The sequence below is a fragment of the Nodosilinea sp. FACHB-131 genome (assembly GCF_014695395.1).
GTDB lineage: Bacteria > Cyanobacteriota > Cyanobacteriia > Phormidesmidales > Phormidesmidaceae > Nodosilinea.
Genome location: NZ_JACJOF010000017.1, coordinates 23,413 through 41,083, shown reverse-complemented (window position 1 = coordinate 41,083; position 17,671 = coordinate 23,413). Strand labels below are relative to the sequence as shown.

At 55.1% G+C, this 17,671-nt stretch carries 16 protein-coding genes; 9 read left to right on the top strand and 7 right to left on the bottom strand.

Going from position 1 to position 17,671, the window contains the following annotated elements; translation table 11 throughout:
- Positions 1-167 precede the first annotated feature (167 nt).
- Both H6F75_RS11720 and H6F75_RS11715 read right to left on the bottom strand, forming a co-directional pair.
- Positions 168-356, bottom strand: coding sequence for a hypothetical protein (locus H6F75_RS11720; RefSeq protein WP_190752591.1), 189 nt, complete (start codon positions 354-356; stop codon positions 168-170).
- Positions 357-360: 4 nt separating this feature from the next.
- On the bottom strand, positions 361-612 hold the full coding sequence (locus H6F75_RS11715) for a TIGR03643 family protein (RefSeq protein ID WP_190752385.1): 252 nt from the start codon (positions 610-612) through the stop codon (positions 361-363).
- A gap of 277 nt (positions 613-889) precedes the next feature.
- Here H6F75_RS11715 and H6F75_RS11710 point away from each other — a divergent pair, with 277 nt between their 5' ends.
- A complete protein-coding gene (locus H6F75_RS11710; RefSeq protein ID WP_190752383.1) occupies positions 890-1,393 on the top strand; it encodes a helix-turn-helix transcriptional regulator in 504 nt (167 codons plus the stop codon).
- A 396-nt stretch (positions 1,394-1,789) separates the two neighbouring features.
- Here H6F75_RS11710 and H6F75_RS11705 read toward each other — a convergent pair whose 3' ends face one another.
- Together H6F75_RS11705 and H6F75_RS11700 are read right to left on the bottom strand one after the other, a co-directional pair.
- Entirely contained in the window at positions 1,790-4,009 is a 2,220-nt protein-coding gene (locus H6F75_RS11705) for a family 10 glycosylhydrolase (RefSeq protein ID WP_347710642.1), read from the bottom strand.
- Positions 4,010-4,224: 215 nt separating this feature from the next.
- Positions 4,225-5,439 carry a PAS domain-containing sensor histidine kinase gene (locus H6F75_RS11700; RefSeq protein WP_190752380.1) on the bottom strand — a complete coding sequence of 405 codons (1,215 nt, stop codon included), beginning with the start codon at positions 5,437-5,439 and terminating at the stop codon, positions 4,225-4,227.
- Between the two features lie 337 nt (positions 5,440-5,776).
- Here H6F75_RS11700 and H6F75_RS11695 point away from each other — a divergent pair, with 337 nt between their 5' ends.
- The 6 genes from H6F75_RS11695 to H6F75_RS11670 all read left to right on the top strand — a co-directional run bounded on the left by H6F75_RS11695 (position 5,777) and on the right by H6F75_RS11670 (position 11,459).
- On the top strand, positions 5,777-6,562 hold the full coding sequence (locus tag H6F75_RS11695; protein ID WP_190752378.1) for a response regulator: 786 nt from the start codon (positions 5,777-5,779) through the stop codon (positions 6,560-6,562).
- A gap of 223 nt (positions 6,563-6,785) precedes the next feature.
- Positions 6,786-8,429 carry an ABC transporter substrate-binding protein gene (locus H6F75_RS11690; RefSeq protein ID WP_190752376.1) on the top strand — a complete coding sequence of 548 codons (1,644 nt, stop codon included), beginning with the start codon at positions 6,786-6,788 and terminating at the stop codon, positions 8,427-8,429.
- A gap of 92 nt (positions 8,430-8,521) precedes the next feature.
- On the top strand, positions 8,522-9,361 hold the full coding sequence (ntrB, locus tag H6F75_RS11685) for a nitrate ABC transporter permease (RefSeq protein ID WP_190752374.1): 840 nt from the start codon (positions 8,522-8,524) through the stop codon (positions 9,359-9,361).
- Complete coding sequence (locus tag H6F75_RS11680; RefSeq protein WP_190752372.1) at positions 9,358-10,242, top strand: ABC transporter ATP-binding protein; 885 nt, start codon at positions 9,358-9,360, stop codon at positions 10,240-10,242. Before ntrB ends, H6F75_RS11680 begins: the two co-directional genes overlap by 4 nt.
- A 214-nt stretch (positions 10,243-10,456) precedes the next feature.
- Entirely contained in the window at positions 10,457-10,900 is a 444-nt protein-coding gene (gene cynS, locus H6F75_RS11675; protein ID WP_190752370.1) for a cyanase, read from the top strand.
- Between the two features lie 91 nt (positions 10,901-10,991).
- Positions 10,992-11,459, top strand: a complete 468-nt coding sequence (locus H6F75_RS11670) for a nuclear transport factor 2 family protein (protein WP_190752368.1) — start codon at positions 10,992-10,994, stop codon at positions 11,457-11,459.
- 89 nt (positions 11,460-11,548) lie between these two features.
- Here H6F75_RS11670 and H6F75_RS11665 read toward each other — a convergent pair whose 3' ends face one another.
- The gene (locus H6F75_RS11665) at positions 11,549-12,151 is read right to left on the bottom strand and encodes a Uma2 family endonuclease (RefSeq protein WP_190752366.1); all 603 of its coding nucleotides are present in this window, start codon (positions 12,149-12,151) and stop codon (positions 11,549-11,551) included.
- A gap of 203 nt (positions 12,152-12,354) precedes the next feature.
- Here H6F75_RS11665 and H6F75_RS11660 point away from each other — a divergent pair, with 203 nt between their 5' ends.
- On the top strand, positions 12,355-13,260 hold the full coding sequence (locus H6F75_RS11660) for a M48 family metalloprotease (RefSeq protein WP_190752364.1): 906 nt from the start codon (positions 12,355-12,357) through the stop codon (positions 13,258-13,260).
- Between the two features lie 22 nt (positions 13,261-13,282).
- Here the strand turns inward: H6F75_RS11660 and H6F75_RS11655 are convergent, their stop codons facing one another.
- Both H6F75_RS11655 and H6F75_RS11650 read right to left on the bottom strand, forming a co-directional pair.
- On the bottom strand, positions 13,283-13,765 hold the full coding sequence (locus tag H6F75_RS11655; protein ID WP_190752362.1) for a cupin domain-containing protein: 483 nt from the start codon (positions 13,763-13,765) through the stop codon (positions 13,283-13,285).
- Positions 13,766-13,935: 170 nt separating this feature from the next.
- Complete coding sequence (locus tag H6F75_RS11650; protein ID WP_190752360.1) at positions 13,936-15,834, bottom strand: ATP-binding protein; 1,899 nt, start codon at positions 15,832-15,834, stop codon at positions 13,936-13,938.
- Positions 15,835-16,465: 631 nt separating this feature from the next.
- Here H6F75_RS11650 and H6F75_RS27735 point away from each other — a divergent pair.
- Positions 16,466-17,584 (top strand): HAMP domain-containing sensor histidine kinase, encoded by a 1,119-nt coding sequence (locus H6F75_RS27735; protein ID WP_199303891.1) that lies wholly within the window; start codon positions 16,466-16,468, stop codon positions 17,582-17,584.
- Positions 17,585-17,671: the final 87 nt, after the last annotated feature.

Here is a 17,671-nt window from a genome sequence, read left to right as displayed (position 1 = left end):
TTAGGCAATTAACGGTTACACCTATAGTTCCCTCAACATAACTCGGTTTAATCTGAGTCTGTGAAGAATCGACAAGGTTTCTTATAAGCTTGAAATAAGCCTAGGTAATTTTACAGAGCGCTTTCATGTTTAAAGAAAAGCGACTATGGCAATAAAAATGAGTGGGGCTAGCCCTTTTTGAGGCGAGCTTTCCAGGTGCCGCCATAGCGATAATTGGGGTTCTGCTCGCGTTGAGTCTTTTGGCAGTGGGGGCAGGCCAATACCCAGGCTGCTCCAGGGGCGCATTGAATACGGTACCGCACGGTTGCTGGAGCCTGGCACAGGTCGCAGGGCTTGGCGCGCAGATGAGATGCCACGCTTCTATTTTTGGTTAGCCGACTTAAACCGGCCTAGGGCAAAGTCTCGCTTGTGCTGATGCTTGGTATTGCGCCCCGTCACCCGCTTTCGCCACAGACGAAAGCTAGAGGGCTGCATGTAGCAACGCATGATGGCAATCACCTGTTTCTCTGCTAGCCCAAACTGAGTCTCAATGGCCTCAAAGGGTGTGCGATCTTCCCAGGCCATTTCGATGACGCGGTCAACGGTGTTTAGGTCGAGCTCAGGACGGGCCATAGGCGATATGAAGCAGAGTCAGCTTTGCTACCGTAACGAATCTATGGATGCCAGTGCAACAGAGAAAATGTTTGGCGTAGGAACAGCACCAACGATGTGACCGTAAATAGCGATCGCTCTTCCCCTTAAAGACCATTAACTCAAAGGGATACGATGAACCGCCCAGATCAAAGTTCTCAATGTCTTGCTAACTCTGCGGTCATTAAGTCAGGTTTTTGCGTCATTATAGAGAGTCATATGGTTTACCGCTGAGATTGAGTCGCGATCGCGCTTACCTATGAAACCCGGCAGCAAATACTTTCCTCTGTTCAATCACCTGAAGACCTCTGGCAAGGCCGAAGTTTTGCTGACCTTCGCCGACATCGAGGCTTTGCTTGGGAACCCGCTACCCCACTCAGCGGTTGAGCGCAAGAACTGGTGGAGCAACCGCGATACTCCTGCCGCTCTCCAGGCCGGAGCCTGGGTAGGAGCGGGCTACCACGTCTACGACATTGATGTGGACAGCAAAACTGTCACCTTTCGCAAGTTTGAGGCTCAATACAACATTGAGCAAAAAGACGGCAAAATCGTTTGGCAGCAAGATGCCATCCGCGCCCTGCGCAAGCATATGAGCCTTACCCAAATGGAGTTTGCTGAGCAGATGGGCGTACGCCGCCAAACCGTTAGCGAGTGGGAAAACGGTGTTTACGACCCCGATCGCAGCACTGCTAAATTTTTAGAGCTGATCGCTAAACAGGCTAACTTCACCGTGCCCCTACCCGAAGATCCCCAAATCTCTTAGCGATCGCCCGTTTGACCTTCACAACAGTTATCGAACTGCAATTAGCAGCTCGATAATTGTTGTGGACTAGGGAATTTCCGGTATGGCGTCTGAGCACCCACCTGTCTCAACGCTCTTGACTGATGAGTCAACATAATACTTCTTGAAGATCGGGAAAGCAGATATCCTGCGGTCAAAAGCATAGGTCTTACTCATGAGTTTTCCTTACAAAAAACACCTCAGCTTCAAACCGTAAACTTTTCTGCTCTTTCACAAAGTTTGCGAACACGAGTTCGTCGAAGAGATGGCAGTCAATTTAATAAGAGAATATCCTTGATCTCCTAGCCTAAATCAAGCCTTTCTTGGACATTAATAGCCTAGGGTGCCGGTTGTAGCGCTTGACTGCTCGCCTTATAGCTAAAGCTGAGTTTTCTCCCCATGCTCTAGCAACTGCTCGATCGCCGTTAATCGGTGCTGCCACGATCGCAGCCTATAGCCACTATTTGCCGTATCTACCGACATTCTTTGATTCACCGAGGTGCGTACCCTAGCCAGTCCAGCTTTCACATTTTCCAGGTTGCGGTGGGATGGCTCTTGGGCTAGGGCGTCAAACTTGCCGCCCAGGTCATTGACCTCGCCAATCCAAGGTTCTAAGTCATTGCGATCCATCGAGAGGCGCTGGTGAGTCAGCAGCCAGCTCCACTCGCGCTGGAGAGCAGCATAACGGCTAGCAGCCATGGCGTAGGGGGCAGTGGGGCCAGGTGGGCTGCCGCTTTGGGTTTGGGCCAGCACGGTGTTGAGTTCAGTATTGAGATCGGCAGCGGCAAATAGAGCATAGCCGGGGGTGGGCAGGTCGCGGCTGGCCTGCATCTGGTCGAGGGTGGCAGCATTCGACAGATTCAGCAGCCGAATCGCTGGAATGACCAGGGTTGAGCCAAAGGATTCATTCACCAACCAGGGGGAAACAATGCGCTCAAAGCGACTGGTGTCGCCCGCATAGCTCATCAGCACAATCCAGTCGAGGTAGTCGGCTCGGGCCCAGGCTCCCCAGTCTTGCTGAATGCGCTGTAATCGCTCGTGCTCGGGGTTGGCAAACACTGCCGCCGACATTACCAAGCCGGGGTGCTGCCGCCGCAGGGTGCTGGAGATGGATTGCACAAACGAGGTGACTTGCTGCACTCGAAACTCGTTCCAGCGCTCCCAGAGCACCTGCTGCTGAATTCGCTGGTTGCGATCGAGGGCGTCGTCGGGTCGGGGATTGAGGGTGGCAGGGTCCACGCCGGTCATGCCTTGAAAGCGCCAGCGGGCAACTTCGCCATAGCCGTAGGTACGGTTGGCCCCAGGATCTTGAAAGGGGTAGCGAATGTAGTCGAGGTGCAGGCCATCGACCTCGTAGTTGGTGACGATTTCGGTCATCAGCCGGGTGAGGTAGCTGCGCACCTCGGGATTGGCAGGGTCTAAGAAAGGCTTATCTTGCCCTCGAGGGATGAGGCTGCCGCTGTTGTCGTAGGCGGCCCAGCTGGGGTGTCGCGAGATCACCGGGCCGGGGTAGTTGGTAGGCTGGTTGAGCAGGCGGTTGTGGCGCTGGTTGCCCGCTGCAAATACCCACACCCAAGCGTGCAGGGTCATGCCCCGCTGGTGGGCCAAATCCACGGCGGCGGCGAGGGGATCCCAACCTTGGGTGAGAGGGTTTTGCTCGGGGGCTACCTGGCTGGGGTAGATGGTGTAGCCCGCATTCACAGTTTCAAAGAAGACGGTGTTGATACCAGCGGCCGCCAGTTTGTCGAAGATTTCGCTCAGCCCCTGGGGCGACCTAGCCCGCACAATGGTGCCGCGATCGAGCCACATAGCGCGAATCTCACCCTGGTTGATGGGGCGATCGGTAGGGAAGTTCTCCCACAGGGCGGTGCGGGTGGCTAGCCAGCGATCGCGTACCTCGCTATGTTTATCTGCCGCCAGCAGCCCATCCCAATCATTCAAAAGCTGCTGGGCCTCGCCCAGGGTAGGGTGCAGATCGGCCCCACGCCCTCCGGCCACATTGACCTGGTCGGCGGCAGCGGTGAGCACGGGCAGGCGATCGGGCAGGGTGAGGGCCGTGGGCGCATCCAGCGAGTTCGCCATAATCAGGGCGCTCTCGAAGCGGCCAATCAGGTTCTTGAGTTCCTGCTGCATGGCCAGAAACACGACCGGGCTGGGGGGCCGGCCGGTGGGCGACAGCTCGATCACTGCCGGGGCAATCTGCTCGGCGGGGTCGCCCGAGGTGGGGCTGGGCGAGTCTACTGTGGCATTGTCTGAATTAGCGGGCTGAACCACCCTGGGTCGCTGGGAGGGAGGCAGCGGCGGCGGCGACGGCACATGGGTAGGCCGCCGACCAGGGCGTGGAGCGGGCGATGGCTCGGCAGTGGGGACTAAAGGAAAGCTCTCTACCTCGGAATCGTCAGTAAGTTCTAGGTATAGCTCTAAGCTGTCGGGAAGGGCAGCGCTAGCCGGCTGGTTTTGCCTAGATGGGATCTCGACCTGGGCGAAGACCGGCAGCATGGGCAGGCCCACTCCCCCAACTAACCCTGCAATGGTTAAAGACCGCCCCCAAGAGGCCATCGCGACCAGTAAAAGGCCCTTGCCCGACTGCTGTGCCACAATGTCATCCCTCCATCACACGGCGATAATTGTGGCACAGGCCAGCCCATTCGGTGCTGCCCTAGGGGCGATCGCCTCAAAGCAGTTGCAGAGCGGATCCAGACGCGATTTTGAAACGAATACTCGTTCCGAATTGGTTCCCGTTTCTGGGATGCCGTAGGCTTTACGCTTCGCGAATCACTCAGCCGCAGCCTGCCACCTTTTAAGTAAGCCCATTACGCTGGCAGGCTGACCGTGAACGTAGTTCCCATGCCCACCCGGCTGGTGACTTTGATAGAGCCCTGCTGGAGCTGCACAAACTGCTTCACAATGCTCAGTCCCAGCCCCGTTCCTGGAATGTTGCTAACGTTTTGACCTCGGTGAAAAGGCTCAAACAGCTGCCTGCGATCGCTTGAAGGAATGCCAATCCCCTCGTCCTGCACTTTGATGATGACCTGGCTCCGCTGCTTGGCCAGTTTCAGCCCAATGGGGCGATCGCGCGGAGTATAGCGAATTGCGTTCGACAGCAGATTGCTGAGGATCGATCGCAGCAGTCGCTCATCTAAACAGGCCAGCATCCGATGACTACGGCAGCCAAACTGAATCGGGCACTGGGGCCGCTGGTAGTCACCCTCGGCCAGCAGTTCCTGGCAAAAAGCTACCAGATCCAGCGGTCTGGGGTTGACCTCCAACACCTTGGCCTCGATCTTGCCGATCACTAAAATGTCGTCGATCATCTGGGTCATGCGCTCGACGTTGGCGTTGATAATGAGCAGGTAGTCAGTTTTTTCGTCAGGGCGCAGCTGGGTGTCGTAGCGGTTGAGTGATGACACCGTCAGCGCAATGTTGTTGAGCGGGTTGCGAAACTCGTGGCAAACCATGGAGACAAAGCGCGATCGCAGATCGCTCAGCTGCCGCAGCTGCTGGTTGGCATTCTGCAACTCGGCGGTGCGCTCCTGCACCTTTTGCTCCAGCTCTTCGTTGGCCCGCTGCAATACCTGCTCGGCCCAGCGCCGCTGGGTAATGTCGCGAAAGGTTACCACTGTGCCAATCAGCCGCCCCTCTTCATCCCGCATGGGGGTGCTGATATATTCGACCGGGAAGCTGGTGCCATCTTTGCGCCAAAACACCTCATTGGTCACCCGCCGCACGCTGCCATCCTGAAACGCCGCATAGATCGGGCAGGCCTCCCGCTGGTAGGGGCGACCATCGGCTAGAGAATGGTGCATCACCGCATGCATTGACTGGCCAATCAGCTCCTCAGTTGACCAGCCGATCATGGCGGCAGCAGCGGGATTGACGAAGGTGACGTTGCCCGCCATATCCAGCCCGTAAACGCCCTCGCCCACAGCATTGAGAATCAGCTGGTGCTGGCGGCGCAGGTGCTCTAGCTGTCCCAGGGGTGCGGTGGAGGAAGCATCTCTAGGGGGTAGCCAGTAGGTTTGGGTCATCTGGGGTTAGCGATCGCAACAAAACATTTTGCCAGCTCTAGGGAAAAGCCAGCCCTAGGTCCATTCCGTCAGCCAAAAAGAAGGTATCACTCTATACAACAGCCTATTCCCCTAAGGTTTACTACAGAACTGTGGAGCAATTTACGTACTCAATGGTAGGGACAAGCGTCTATGGTGCAAATTTGGATTTTTTGGAATTATAGCTTGGCTCTCTAGCTCTATTTAAGCTGTATTGATATTACTTGCATAATAAATTTTGATAGTCGATTTGATCTAAAAAACTCAGTACTTGAATCGCTCCAGTAAACGCTGCCGATCTGAAAAAACGAGAATTCTTGTGAAGACTATTCTCATCATTGAGGACGAAACCCAAACGCGCCATCTTTTTCTCAAATGCTTAGAGTTTGAGGGGTTTCGGGCCGTGGGGGCCAGCGACGGCACCGCCGGGGTGGCAATGGCCCAGCAGCACACCCCCGACCTGGTTGTATGCGACATCATGATGCCCGATATGGATGGCTATTCGGTGCTCTCTGCACTGCGCAAAACCAAGCAGACAGCGCTGATTCCCCTCATCTTTCTCACCGCCAAGGTCACCATGGCCGATCTGCGCCAAGGCATGGAACTGGGGGCTGACGACTACTTGACCAAACCCTGCACTGTCGAGCAATTTTTGGCTGCCGTTAACAGCCGCTTGCAGCGCCAGGAGCAGCTCTCAAAGCTTTACGCCGACGGGGTAAGCCAGCCCCAAGAACTGTCCCAAAGTTCCCTATCAACCAATATTTTTCCCGTTGAGCCCAAGCTAGCCAACGTCTTTTGCTTTATCGAAGCCCACTACCAAAAGCCAATCAGCCTCAATGATGTGGCTCAAGATGCGGGCTATTCTCCAGCTTATCTGACCAGTTTGGTGCAGTCATACACTGGGCGCACGGTCAAACAATGGATTATTGAGCGCCGCATGGCCGAGGCCAAAACTCTGCTGGCCACTACCACCGACAGCATCCGCCAAATTGCTGAAGCTTCAGGCTATAGCGATGCGGGCTATTTCACCCGTCAATTTCGTCAGCTTCATGGTGTTTCTCCTCAGATTTGGAGGCGAATTTCTGTATCAGAATTAACAGATTAGTGCTTGATTTTAGGCTCGAAACTAAATCCAAAAGAAAGTCCCACTATGTGCAAAATTTGTTCCAGTGCGCTTTCAATTTGGTCTTGGTAACCTATTCAATAACTTGGATCTGACCCGCAAATAAGAGTAGGTATGAAAGCAGCTAAATGCTCTTCATCTAGATTACTCAGTTGGGTTTGCAAATTGATCGGGAAAGGGTTTTGTCGCGTTCAACCATCTGTTTATGGTCATTTCAGCAGTAGCAAAGTCGCTCAACGACTGGGGCAGTTTGAGTTGCACGTCGCCCTCCCTAATGTTGCCCGGTCATCCCTGTCGGGACTGCGGCACGGTGCATTTTACGGGCAATCACTCGCGGTTTATGGAAACCATGCCCCAAGACCCGGTCGATATAGTCGACGACCTAGTAAAGATGGGGGTCTACAAGCAAAACCAGCTGCGCGCTGCCGACACTGTTAATGCCTACGAGCTGCGCAAGGCGCTGTTCCTCAAGCGAGTGGGCCGCAACGACCCCAAGCGCGAAAAGCTGATTCTGGCGCTGTGTGAGCAGGCAGGCGGGTTAGAAAATGCCTTTGCGGCAGCCTTTGGCCCCCAGGCCGGGCTCTTCTTTGCCGATTCAGTTCGCAACAGTGGGGCGACCCGTCGCGAGTTCCTGCGCAACATGGCCGTAGGTGCAGCCCTGGTGACCCTGGCCAGCTGCGCTGGTGGTAGCGACGAGCCGGTGGCAGAAGAGTCGACCGTGGCCCCCGTTGACACTAGCAACTTGGAGAAAACCGACATTCAGGTGGGTTTTATTCCTATCACCTGCGCGACGCCAATTATCATGTCGGAGCCGCTGGGCTTCTACGAAAAGTACGGCTTTAACGCCACGGTGGTGAAGATGCCGAGCTGGGGTGCGGTGCGCGATTCGGCGATCGCAGGCGAACTCGACGCCTACCACATGCTGGCCCCCATGCCCATCGCCATGACTCTAGGCCTTGGCTCCGCCGCCTTTGGTGTCAAGCTGGCCAGCATCGAAAACGTCAACGGCCAGGCCATCACCGTGGCCGAGCGCCACAAGGGCAAGGTTGACGGCCCCGCCGACTTTAAGGGCTTTGTGATCGGCGTACCCTTCCCCTACTCGATGCACAACCTGCTGCTGCGCTACTACTTGGCCTCCGGCGGATTGGATCCTGACGTAGATGTGCAGATTCGTCCCGTGCCTCCGCCGGACAGCATTGCTCAGCTGATCGCTGGCGATATTGACGCCATGCTGATGCCTGACCCGTTCAACCAGCGGGCCGTGTACGAAGGCGCCGGGTATATTCACATGCTGAGCAAAGAGCTGTGGGATGGGCATCCCTGCTGCGCCTTCACCGCCAGCGACGAATGGATTACCACCAACCCCAACGCCTTTCGCTCATTGAACAAGGCCATCATCGAGGCGGCCGCCTACGCTCAAGATCCGGCTAACCGGCCCGAGATTGCCGCTGCGATTTCCGATCGCGCCTTTTTAAACCAGCCTCCCGAGGTCGTTGAAGCGGTGCTGACCGGCAACTTTGACGATGGCCAGGGCAACACCCTTTCAGAACCCAATCGCATTGGCTTCGAGCCCTACCCCTGGCAGAGCTTTGCCAAATGGATTTCGTCCCAGCTGGTGCGCTGGGAGCTGCTGGGGGAGGGCAACACCGCTGCCACCGTCAGCAACAGCGACATTGATCAGGTGGGTGCAGAGGTCTTTTTAACGGATCTGGCCCGCGAGCTAGCTCTAGAGCTGGGCCAAGAGCCTCCCTTCGAGACCGATCGCACCGAAACTCTAGCCTTCGACACCTTTGATCCGGCCGCGTCGGCAGACTATGTCAAAAGCCAAATCGACCAGTTTGGGAAGTAAGTTTTGGGCCCAGACATGAGTCCCGCCGTTGGCCTAGGGCCGGTCTGAGTTGGTGAAACCGCATCGGCGCAGTTTTTAGGAGGTATTGCATCATGGCGGCGAGTCACAGCACGCCTGGATTGATCGGAGCGGAGCGGCAGACACCGCTCTGGCAAAACGAAAATGTGAAAGCATTCGCGCTGTTTATGCTCTCCCTCAGCGTTTTTCTGCTGATTTGGGAAATTGGGGCGAAGTCGGGCTGGTTTGTGAAGGGCGTGCCCACCGCTACCGAGACAATTAAAGAGTTTTGGTGGTGGGTAACTAACCCTTTCTACCGCAACGGCCCCAACGACCTGGGTATCGGCTGGAATCTGCTGATTAGCCTGCGGCGGGTGGCGATCGGCTACATTGCAGCGTCGCTGGTGGCGGTGCCCCTAGGCATTTTGATTGGCATTTCGCCGGTGGCGTTTAAGGCGTTTAACCCCTACGTGCAGCTGCTCAAGCCGATTTCGCCCCTGGCCTGGTTGCCCCTGGGCCTATATTTGCTGCGCGACTCTGAGAAAACCGGCGTTTTCATCATTTTTATTTCCAGCATTTGGCCGACGCTGATTAACACCACCTTTGGAGTCGCTAACGTCAATCAAGACTATCTGGACGTGTCTAAGACTCTGGGAGCCTCGCGTCTGCGGACGATCTGGAAGGTGATTATTCCGGCGGCGCTGCCGAATATTGTGTCGGGTCTACGAATCAGCATGGGCATTGCCTGGCTGGTGATTGTGGCGGCGGAAATGCTGCTGGGCACAGGCCTGGGCTACTTCATCTGGAATGAGTGGAACAACCTGTCGATACCGAATATTTTGGTGGCCATTTTCATTATTGGGTTGACGGGGCTAGTGCTCGATAGTCTGTTTGCTGCCCTCGAAAAATTTGTTGCCTTTGGTCGAAACTCATGAGTATTGCTCCCGTGAACGCGATTGATTTAGCCAACGCGCGATCGCAGACTGCCCAGCTGTCGATTCGCCAGGTGGCCAAGGTTTTCCCCGGCAAAAAAGACCTGCTCAGCAAGCTGACCGGCAAAACCCGCCGCGATTTTGTCGCCATTCAAGACATTAACCTCGATATTAAGCCCAACACCTTTGTGTCGATCATCGGCCCCTCTGGCTGCGGCAAATCGACTCTGCTAAACATGATTGCGGGCCTCAGCCCGATCACGAGCGGCGAGATTTTGCTCAACGGTGCCCCGATCGCAGGGCCAGGGCCAGACCGGGGTATGGTCTTTCAAAACTATGCCCTGATGCCCTGGATGACGGTGGAAGAAAACCTGCGGTTTGCGGTAGAAACCGTAGAGCCGAAAATTTCAGCAAAAAAGCGCGATCGCATCATCAAAGAGCACATTCAGCTGGTGGGCCTCGCCGGGGCCGAGCGCAAGCACCCCCACGAACTGTCGGGCGGCATGCGCCAGCGGGTCGGCATTGCTCGCGCCCTGGCCATCAACCCCCAGATCTTGCTGATGGATGAGCCCTTTGGTGCCCTCGATGCCCTCACCCGCGCCTTTTTGCAGGAGGAGGTCGAGCGCATCTGGGAACAGCAGCGCAAGACCGTGATCATGATTACCCACAGCATCGAAGAGGCGCTGCTGCTAAGCGATCGCATCGTCATGATGACCCGTGGCCCCGCCGCCCGCATCGACGAGATCCTGGAGGTGCCCTTTCCCCGACCCCGCAACCGCGAAACCATTCAGCAGCACCCCGCCTATCAGAGCCTCAAAGCCGAGATGGAGAGCCATCTGTTTCGTGAAACCCGCGCGGTGGAGGCGGAGCGAGTGGGGGGGTGAGTGATGGGGTGGATGGGTGAACCTAAAGCAACCCGTAGGGTGGGCAATGCCCACCATTTCACCGCGCCTTCACCCAGGCTACCTCTGTCCCCGACCTTGGTCACCTGCCCATTCATTGAAGCGCGAAGGGATATCAGCTCCGCTAAGGACGTAAGTGGGCAATGCCCACCCTACCGAGTATTTGAGTAAACGACGTAATTAAGAGGATTCAACCATGACTGTTTCTCCTATCACCGAAAAACTGCTGGCCGCCAAAAAAGCCGCTGGCCTTAGCTTCGCCGACCTCGAAGCTAAAATCGGCTGCGACGAAGTCTGGATTGCCTCTGTCTTCTATCGCCAGGCCAGCGCTTCTGTGGAGGAGGCCACCAAGATCATCGAAGCACTTGGGGCCGACGTCTCGTTGATTGAGGCGCTGACTGACTTCCCCGTCAAAGGCGGGCTCGATCCCGTCATCCCCACCGACCCGCTGATCTACCGCTTCTACGAGATTATGCAGGTCTACGGCATGCCGATGAAAGCCGTCATCCACGAAAAGTTTGGCGACGGCATCATGAGCGCCATCGACTTCACCCTCGATATTGAGAAAGTTGAGGATCCGAAGGGCGATCGCGTCAAAGTGATCATGAACGGCAAATTCCTGCCCTACAAAAAGTGGTAGACCCCGGTTGCGCGTCCTGACTCACAATCTCCGGGCTGTTGGCGATCGCCAACAGCCTTTCCTTCTTCCTTCTTCGCTCTTCCCCACCCCCATGCCCACTCCCATCGTCCCCCCCTTTACCCTAGAGACTGCGATCGCCAAAGCCCGCATGGCCGAAGACGCATGGAATAGCCGCGACCCCGATCGCGTTGCCCTGGCGTATACCGAAGACAGCCACTGGCGCAACCGAGCTGAAATCTTCCAGGGCCGCGACGCCATCCGCGCCTTTTTGCGCCGCAAGTGGGATAAAGAACTCGACTACCGCTTGATAAAAGAGGTGTGGGCCTACGGCGACAACCGCATTTCCGTACGCTTTCAATACGAGTGGCACGACGACGGTGGCCAATGGTACCGCGCCTACGGCAACGAAAACTGGGAGTTCGATGAGAACGGCCTCATGCGCCGTCGCGAAGCTAGCATCAACGATCGCCCCATCACCGCTGAAGAACGCCGCTTCTTCTGGGATGCCTCCAGCCCCCGCCCACAGGGTCACCCAGGGCTAATCGATTCGCCGGTTTAGCTAAAGGTTAAATCACCGCATCCTCAGGCAACCGGAAGTTTGGACAGTTGCAATCGCGCTTCGCGTTTGCTCAAAGCAATTCGGTTTCTCTACCAGATTCTAGCCATTTGAAGGGTAAAACCCGGCAGCTCGGGGTCACCGCTAACCGTGACAGGGTTCACTAAAATTTCGGGTGCTTGATTAGGCCTGTAGACATGCACCTGACGAGCCTTGCGATCGATTAGCCAGCCTAGAGCTGCACCATTGGCGACGTACTCCTCCATCTTTTCCTTTAGCCCACTGAGTGAATCACTCGACGATCGCAGTTCCACCACAAAATCTGGGCAGAGAGGCGCGAAGGAGGCCTGCTCAGCCTCAGTCAGTGTTATCCAACGCTCTAAGCGGATCCAAGCAGCATCGGGCGATCGCGTTGAGCCATTGGGCAAGGTAAACCCGGCGCTAGAGTCAAAGGCTTCTCCGGTACCATCGACATCGGCCCAGTTCGCCAACTGCTGAGCAATCTTGAGGTTGCGATTGCCGGTATCCGAAAAGGCCGGGGGCATGACAATCACCTCACCGCTAGCCGAACGCTCAATGCGCAAATCTTGATTGGCCTGACAAAAGTCATAAAACTCAGCAGCAGTCATCTCGGCACTGGCCGGGAAATTGACCCTTAGAGGCAGGTTTTCTGTCTGGATCAACAGCGTTGTCATAGGCGATCCATGCTCTCTGCGGCAACTTGATCATATCCCATTACCTCAATCGCCCCAGCGAGCCGATGTGCTCTACTAGTGTCCTCACTACTGGTAACAGGTGATTGAGAGGCTGGCTAAGCAAATGTCTTTCCCTAGGTAGACTTCAGTGATGCATACCTTTGAGATGCTGTGAGCAGACACCATGGCCTGAGGAGCGATCTATGGTTGGCATGAATCTGTTCAGAACCTTTGCGCTATTAGCGTTGCTCAGCGGGCTGATTGTGCTGGCAGGCTACCTATTGGTCGGAAATGAGACAGGTTTGCTCTATGGGCTAGGCTTTGCGGCGGTGAGCAGCTTTGGCTCGTGGTACTACTCTGACCAGGCGGCACTGGCGGCATTTAAGGCTCAGCCCACGCCCCGCGAAGAGGCGCCCGAGCTGTACGAGCGGCTGGAGAAGCTGAGCGATCGCGCCAACATTCCCACCCCGACCCTTTACCTGGTGCCCGCAGAGTCGCCCAATGCCTTTGCCACCGGCCGCGACCCCAACCACGCGGCGATCGCCCTCACCAAGGGCATCATCGATCTATTGCCCGATGACGAGCTGGATGCCGTTATCGCCCACGAACTCACCCACGTGCGCAACCGCGATACCCTTACCCAGGCTGTAGCGGGCACCCTAGCGGGATCGCTGACCTTTCTAGGCCGCATTCTGACCTTTGGGGCACTGTATTTTCCGATGGCCCGAGCCGGGGGACGACGCGGCAACAACCCCCTTGCCATTTTGTTTCTGCTGGTGATTGCTCCTTTCGCCGCTGGGCTACTGCGCATGGCTCTTTCGAGAACCCGAGAATATGCCGCCGATGCCGGAGCCGCTGAGATTACCGGTAACCCTCTAGCGCTAGTACGGGCGTTGGAAAGACTGGAGGAAACGGGGCAAAAAGTGCCCATCCACGGCAATCCGGCCTTTGCACCCCTGTTTATCGTCAACCCTCTCTCTAAGGAAGGGATGATGACGCTGTTTATGACCCACCCTTCCACCGACGATCGCATTCAGCGATTGAGGGCCATGGCCGAGCAGGCGATCGCAGGTAAGACCGATGAGAAAGCCCTCAGCCCTAGCGCTTAGAAAGCCCCAAGCGTGACCTAGCTCAGTAGGGCGAGCCATCTTTGTGGTTGAATTGCCACTGGCCGTCTGGGGAGAGCACCGCTTCAATATCGTCATCGGGGTATAAAACCCGATCGTTGGGGCTGCGATCGCCCATCTCCAGGTAAACAACATCCTCGCTGGTCTGATTGACTAAGCAGTGGGCGTCGCCATCGCCTGCTTTAAAGCCAGCACACATGCCAGGTTGCAGCAAAGTTTCGCCAGCATTAGTCACTAAAGTGGGTTGGCCTGAAATAACGTAAACAAATTCATCTTGAGTGGCATGGGCATGGCGCAACGCTGAAACCCCGCCGGGAGCCAATGTCACGTGGTTAACACCAAAGTTCGACAGCTCAAAGAGACTTCCCAGCGGTCGCTTTTCACGACCCGCCATTCTTGAGGCAAAAGGCTCTGGATAGAGTGACGGTCTCGTTCGCAGCGGTGCATCAGCGGCTAGGACTGCGATGGTTTTTTGGGGTGCGCTCATGCAAGGGTCCTCCATTGGGCGGTGATCTAGCTACCGCTATAGGGGTTGAGTTTTGACAGCGGTGCTTTGGCTAGTTTGCGTCAATTAGCTGCCCCAGTCTTTGCGGTAGATGGACTCAATTATGTCCCTAGTTAGCTGGCTGGGGACATGTTGTGCGATCGCACCTATCCTCACCGCTCCAGCAGCGGCAACCTCACGGTAAACGTTGCCCCCTGCCCTTCGCCAGGGCTTTCTGCTTGCACAGTGCCGCCGTGCAGCTCCACCAGATTTCGCACGATCGCCAGCCCTAACCCCAAGCCGCCAAACTTACGAGTGGTTGTGCCATCCTCCTGGCGAAAATATTCAAATACATGGGCGATAAAATCGGGATGAATGCCTTTGCCGCTATCGCTAACTTGAACTTGAGCCTGGGAGCCAATTCTCGCCAGCCGAACAACTACCGTTCCGCCCTCATTTGTGAACTTGATAGCGTTGCTGAGTAGGTTCCAAATCACCTGCTGAAGCCGGGTAGGATCGCCCAACACTTGCCCCACCGCCAGGTCTAAATCAGCTTGAATATTAATCGATTTGGTTTCTGCGGTTAATCGCACCGTTTCGATCGCGGCTTCAACAATTGCCCCTAAATTAACCGCCATCATATTGAAGTTCAGTTTCCCCTGCATAATGCGGGTAACATCTAGCAGATCTTCAATCAGCTGGGTTTGGAGTTTAGCATTGCGCTCGATCGCCTCTAAAGCAAACGCTGTTTTCTTGGAGTCCAACTTGCCAGCGCGCAGCAGACTAGACCAACCCACAATGGGGTTTAGGGGCGTGCGCAACTCATGGGATAGCACCGCCAAAAATTCATCTTTGATGCGGTTAGCCGCCTCCGCTTCTTCTCTAGCAGATTCTGCCCGCATTAGGTTTTCAGTGCGCTCTCGCTCTCGCTGCGACAGCAAATTGGCCGCAAATTCTAGCGATTGCCCCAACAAAACAATTTCCCGAATGGACAACGTGCTCACCTGGGGAGGCTCACCCTTAGCCAGGGCTTCAGCAGCCAGGGCAGCCTTGGTAATGCTGCGAGAAATCTGGCGCGACAGCAAAAAAGCCCCCACACCGCTCACCAGAAGCAGCGCTAAACCTGGCCCAACCACCAACAACATCGCCCGCTGCATGGGCCTTTGAATCACATTGACCGGCACCGTGACTGCCGCCGTCCAAGGGGTATTGTGAACCCGACTGAAAGCAACATACACCCGCTTCCCGTCCAGGCTAATATCCCGATAGACGCCCTCGTCGGTGGCCCTAATCCGCTTTAAGAAGGAGGGTGTGCCAGACTTTCCCACGAAGCGCTTAGGATTGCGGGTGCGAGCGACGACAACCCCTTGACCATCGACAATGACGCGCGTCCATTCTCCGTCGACTGGGAGGCGAGCAACCACCACTTTAGACAAAGTCTCAGGCGTAATCAGCGCCGTCAGCACGTACTGCAAGTTGCCGTCCTGAAGAACGGGGACAAGCACCGGAAAGGTAAAGTCGTACCCCAGCTGCCCCTCACCCAGGTCACCCACCGTAGGCTGACGGGTTTCGATCAGTTGCTCTAGACTGTCCGGCTCAGGGGTGTAAGTTAGGGGCGTGCTCAAGGAATGCCTGCTGTTCAGCTGTTCTTGCCCATCGGGCCTCAGCAGTATCGTTGTCAGCCAGGTAGGCTGCGTCGCCGTTAGTCGCTGCGCCTCACTGTGAAAGCTATCGAGGTCGCCTCGATAGAGCTGCTCAGAGGCCGCCAAGGCCTGTAGAGTTCGAGTTGTGCTAGAAAATTCACTTTCTACGGTCGAGGCCAGATTGCGAGCTTCTCGCAGCATCAGCCGCTCCGATGCAGCCTGCTCCTGACTTGACAGCCGAAACACGACGGCAGCGGCAAATAGCACTACCGGCAGCAATGTCCCCGCAACCAATAGGACGAGATACCACTTCAGCGAAAGCGCCCGACCACCAGACGATATCGGCGCGGGTTGGGGAGCTGCTGAGGCGATGCGCTTAGCCAGCGAGTCCCAGATAATACCAATTCGTTTAGGCGTTTTGTCTACCATTTACTTGTATGGCATGCGCTGCGGAGTCCATCGTAGGAGACGACGATCGCCTTGCTCCTCAGCGCTTCACCCCTTTCCCACAGTTGCTAGTCAAATTATTATGCTACTCGGCATACCGCAAGACTACCTACCCCGATCGCTCATCTAGCTACCCATCAGTTTTAGAATAAACCCCAGCGGGACAAGGCAGAGCTAAGGGCTACCAGGGGCAGCGATCGCCTCTCGAATGTCCTTCAGCATAGCCGGTTCAAAATATTACAGGTTCTTAAGTATTAACCCCGATCGACAGTTTCTCTAGGGCAACCTAATTGGGAAGTGTAGTCATTAACAACTTATAAACAGCTATCAATCAGCAGCTATCTTTACTCGCTTGCCCTGCAATACGCGATCGCAAATTTCGCAGCTATTTATTTTATTGCTATTTCATTTAATCTTAATCTATAGAGGAAACCCTATTCAAAGCGATTGTTTTGAACCCAAGTTTTCCATTGCATTGCTCTACCACGCCCAACAGCACGAGAATTCCAGACAGCAAACTTACCGATAGCCAGCTTCTACCAAACGGGTGATGAACTTCCTTGGGGCTACCTGATATAACTGTCTCGGTATTATTTAAACAACCGCTGCCAGAATGTCCGCTTCCCAATCCTCAGAAGAAACGATGTCGAACTCAGTTTCTGAACATCTCAAGCGGAATACTAAAAAGATTCTGGAGATTTGGGAGATTCGAACCCGTGACGAGTTGAGTGCATCAATTCACCAAAACTCGCTAGCCCTACAAAACTCTTTGCCCCTTTACCTAAATCACCTGGCTGATGCAATCTCAGATCAAGCTAGCAAAACCTCTGCCCAAATCGAGACAACTAGGCTAAAAAGCACCCACGTAGGCAAGCAGCATGGCCATGAGCGCGCTGGTTATGCTGACTACACTGTCAGTCAGCTCATTTTGGAATACCACATTCTTCGCCAGGTCATATTTCAGGTTTTAGAGGAAGAAAGCCCTCTAGGCGTGAGAGAGCGCGACATCATTATCGACTCCATTGAGCAAGCCGTTAACGACGCCGCAACACAGTTTTCCCACACCCTGAGAGATATTCAAGAAATGTTTATGGTGACATTAACCCATGACCTGAGAGGTCCGGTTAATATTGTCAAAATGGGAACACAACTAATTTTGCGTCGGTTTGAACGAGGCGATGCCCATCTTGATATCACAGTCAGAATGATTAGCGCCATCGATCGCATGGATGCAATGATTCAAAATCTGCTTGATGCCAGTCGCTTACGGGCCGGCCAAAACATAAAGCTAGAGTTTGAGGAATGCAACCTTGCTCAGCTGCTTAAAGATGTTGTCGAAGATTTAAACTTCACCTACGGAGACCGTTTTGTCGTAGTCTCAGACCCAAGCATTACAAGCAACTGCAGCCGCAAACAAATTCGGCGAGTGATTGAAAATTTGGCCAGCAACGCCGTGAAGTATGGCGATCCAGATACACCGATTACAGTCAAGCTTTATGAGGCTGAAAACCACATTCACCTTGCCGTTCACAACGAAGGCCCTCCCATTCCTCCAGAAACTCAATCTATCCTGTTTCAACAATTTCGTCGGACTCCCGCTGCGGAAGAAAAGACTGGTTGGGGCTTAGGGCTATTCTTGGCCAAGAACATCGTCGAAGCCCACGATGGGACGATTGAAATCGAAAGTGCAGAAGGCAAAGGAACCACGTTCATCGTTAAGCTACCCGCTTAGATTTGATTGTGTGGAGCCTAACAACGGGTATCACTCTGCGATCGCCGATCAGTTTGGCTGATTAACAGTTAAAACAGCTTGCGGGGT

What these genes read in the sequence shown, in the direction of transcription:
- H6F75_RS11715 (WP_190752385.1), bottom strand. Translation starts at nt 612, where the DNA reads ATGGCCCGTCCTGAGCTCGACCTAAACACCGTTGACCGCGTCATCGAA.
- H6F75_RS11710 (WP_190752383.1), top strand. Translation starts at nt 890, where the DNA reads ATGAAACCCGGCAGCAAATACTTTCCTCTGTTCAATCACCTGAAGACC.
- H6F75_RS11700 (WP_190752380.1), bottom strand. Translation starts at nt 5,439, where the DNA reads ATGACCCAAACCTACTGGCTACCCCCTAGAGATGCTTCCTCCACCGCA.
- H6F75_RS11690 (WP_190752376.1), top strand. Translation starts at nt 6,786, where the DNA reads ATGGTCATTTCAGCAGTAGCAAAGTCGCTCAACGACTGGGGCAGTTTG.
- ntrB (WP_190752374.1), top strand. Translation starts at nt 8,522, where the DNA reads ATGGCGGCGAGTCACAGCACGCCTGGATTGATCGGAGCGGAGCGGCAG.
- H6F75_RS11680 (WP_190752372.1), top strand. Translation starts at nt 9,358, where the DNA reads ATGAGTATTGCTCCCGTGAACGCGATTGATTTAGCCAACGCGCGATCG.
- cynS (WP_190752370.1), top strand. Translation starts at nt 10,457, where the DNA reads ATGACTGTTTCTCCTATCACCGAAAAACTGCTGGCCGCCAAAAAAGCC.
- H6F75_RS11670 (WP_190752368.1), top strand. Translation starts at nt 10,992, where the DNA reads ATGCCCACTCCCATCGTCCCCCCCTTTACCCTAGAGACTGCGATCGCC.
- H6F75_RS11665 (WP_190752366.1), bottom strand. Translation starts at nt 12,151, where the DNA reads ATGACAACGCTGTTGATCCAGACAGAAAACCTGCCTCTAAGGGTCAAT.
- H6F75_RS11660 (WP_190752364.1), top strand. Translation starts at nt 12,355, where the DNA reads ATGGTTGGCATGAATCTGTTCAGAACCTTTGCGCTATTAGCGTTGCTC.
- H6F75_RS11655 (WP_190752362.1), bottom strand. Translation starts at nt 13,765, where the DNA reads ATGAGCGCACCCCAAAAAACCATCGCAGTCCTAGCCGCTGATGCACCG.
- H6F75_RS11650 (WP_190752360.1), bottom strand. Translation starts at nt 15,834, where the DNA reads ATGGTAGACAAAACGCCTAAACGAATTGGTATTATCTGGGACTCGCTG.
- H6F75_RS27735 (WP_199303891.1), top strand. Translation starts at nt 16,466, where the DNA reads ATGTCCGCTTCCCAATCCTCAGAAGAAACGATGTCGAACTCAGTTTCT.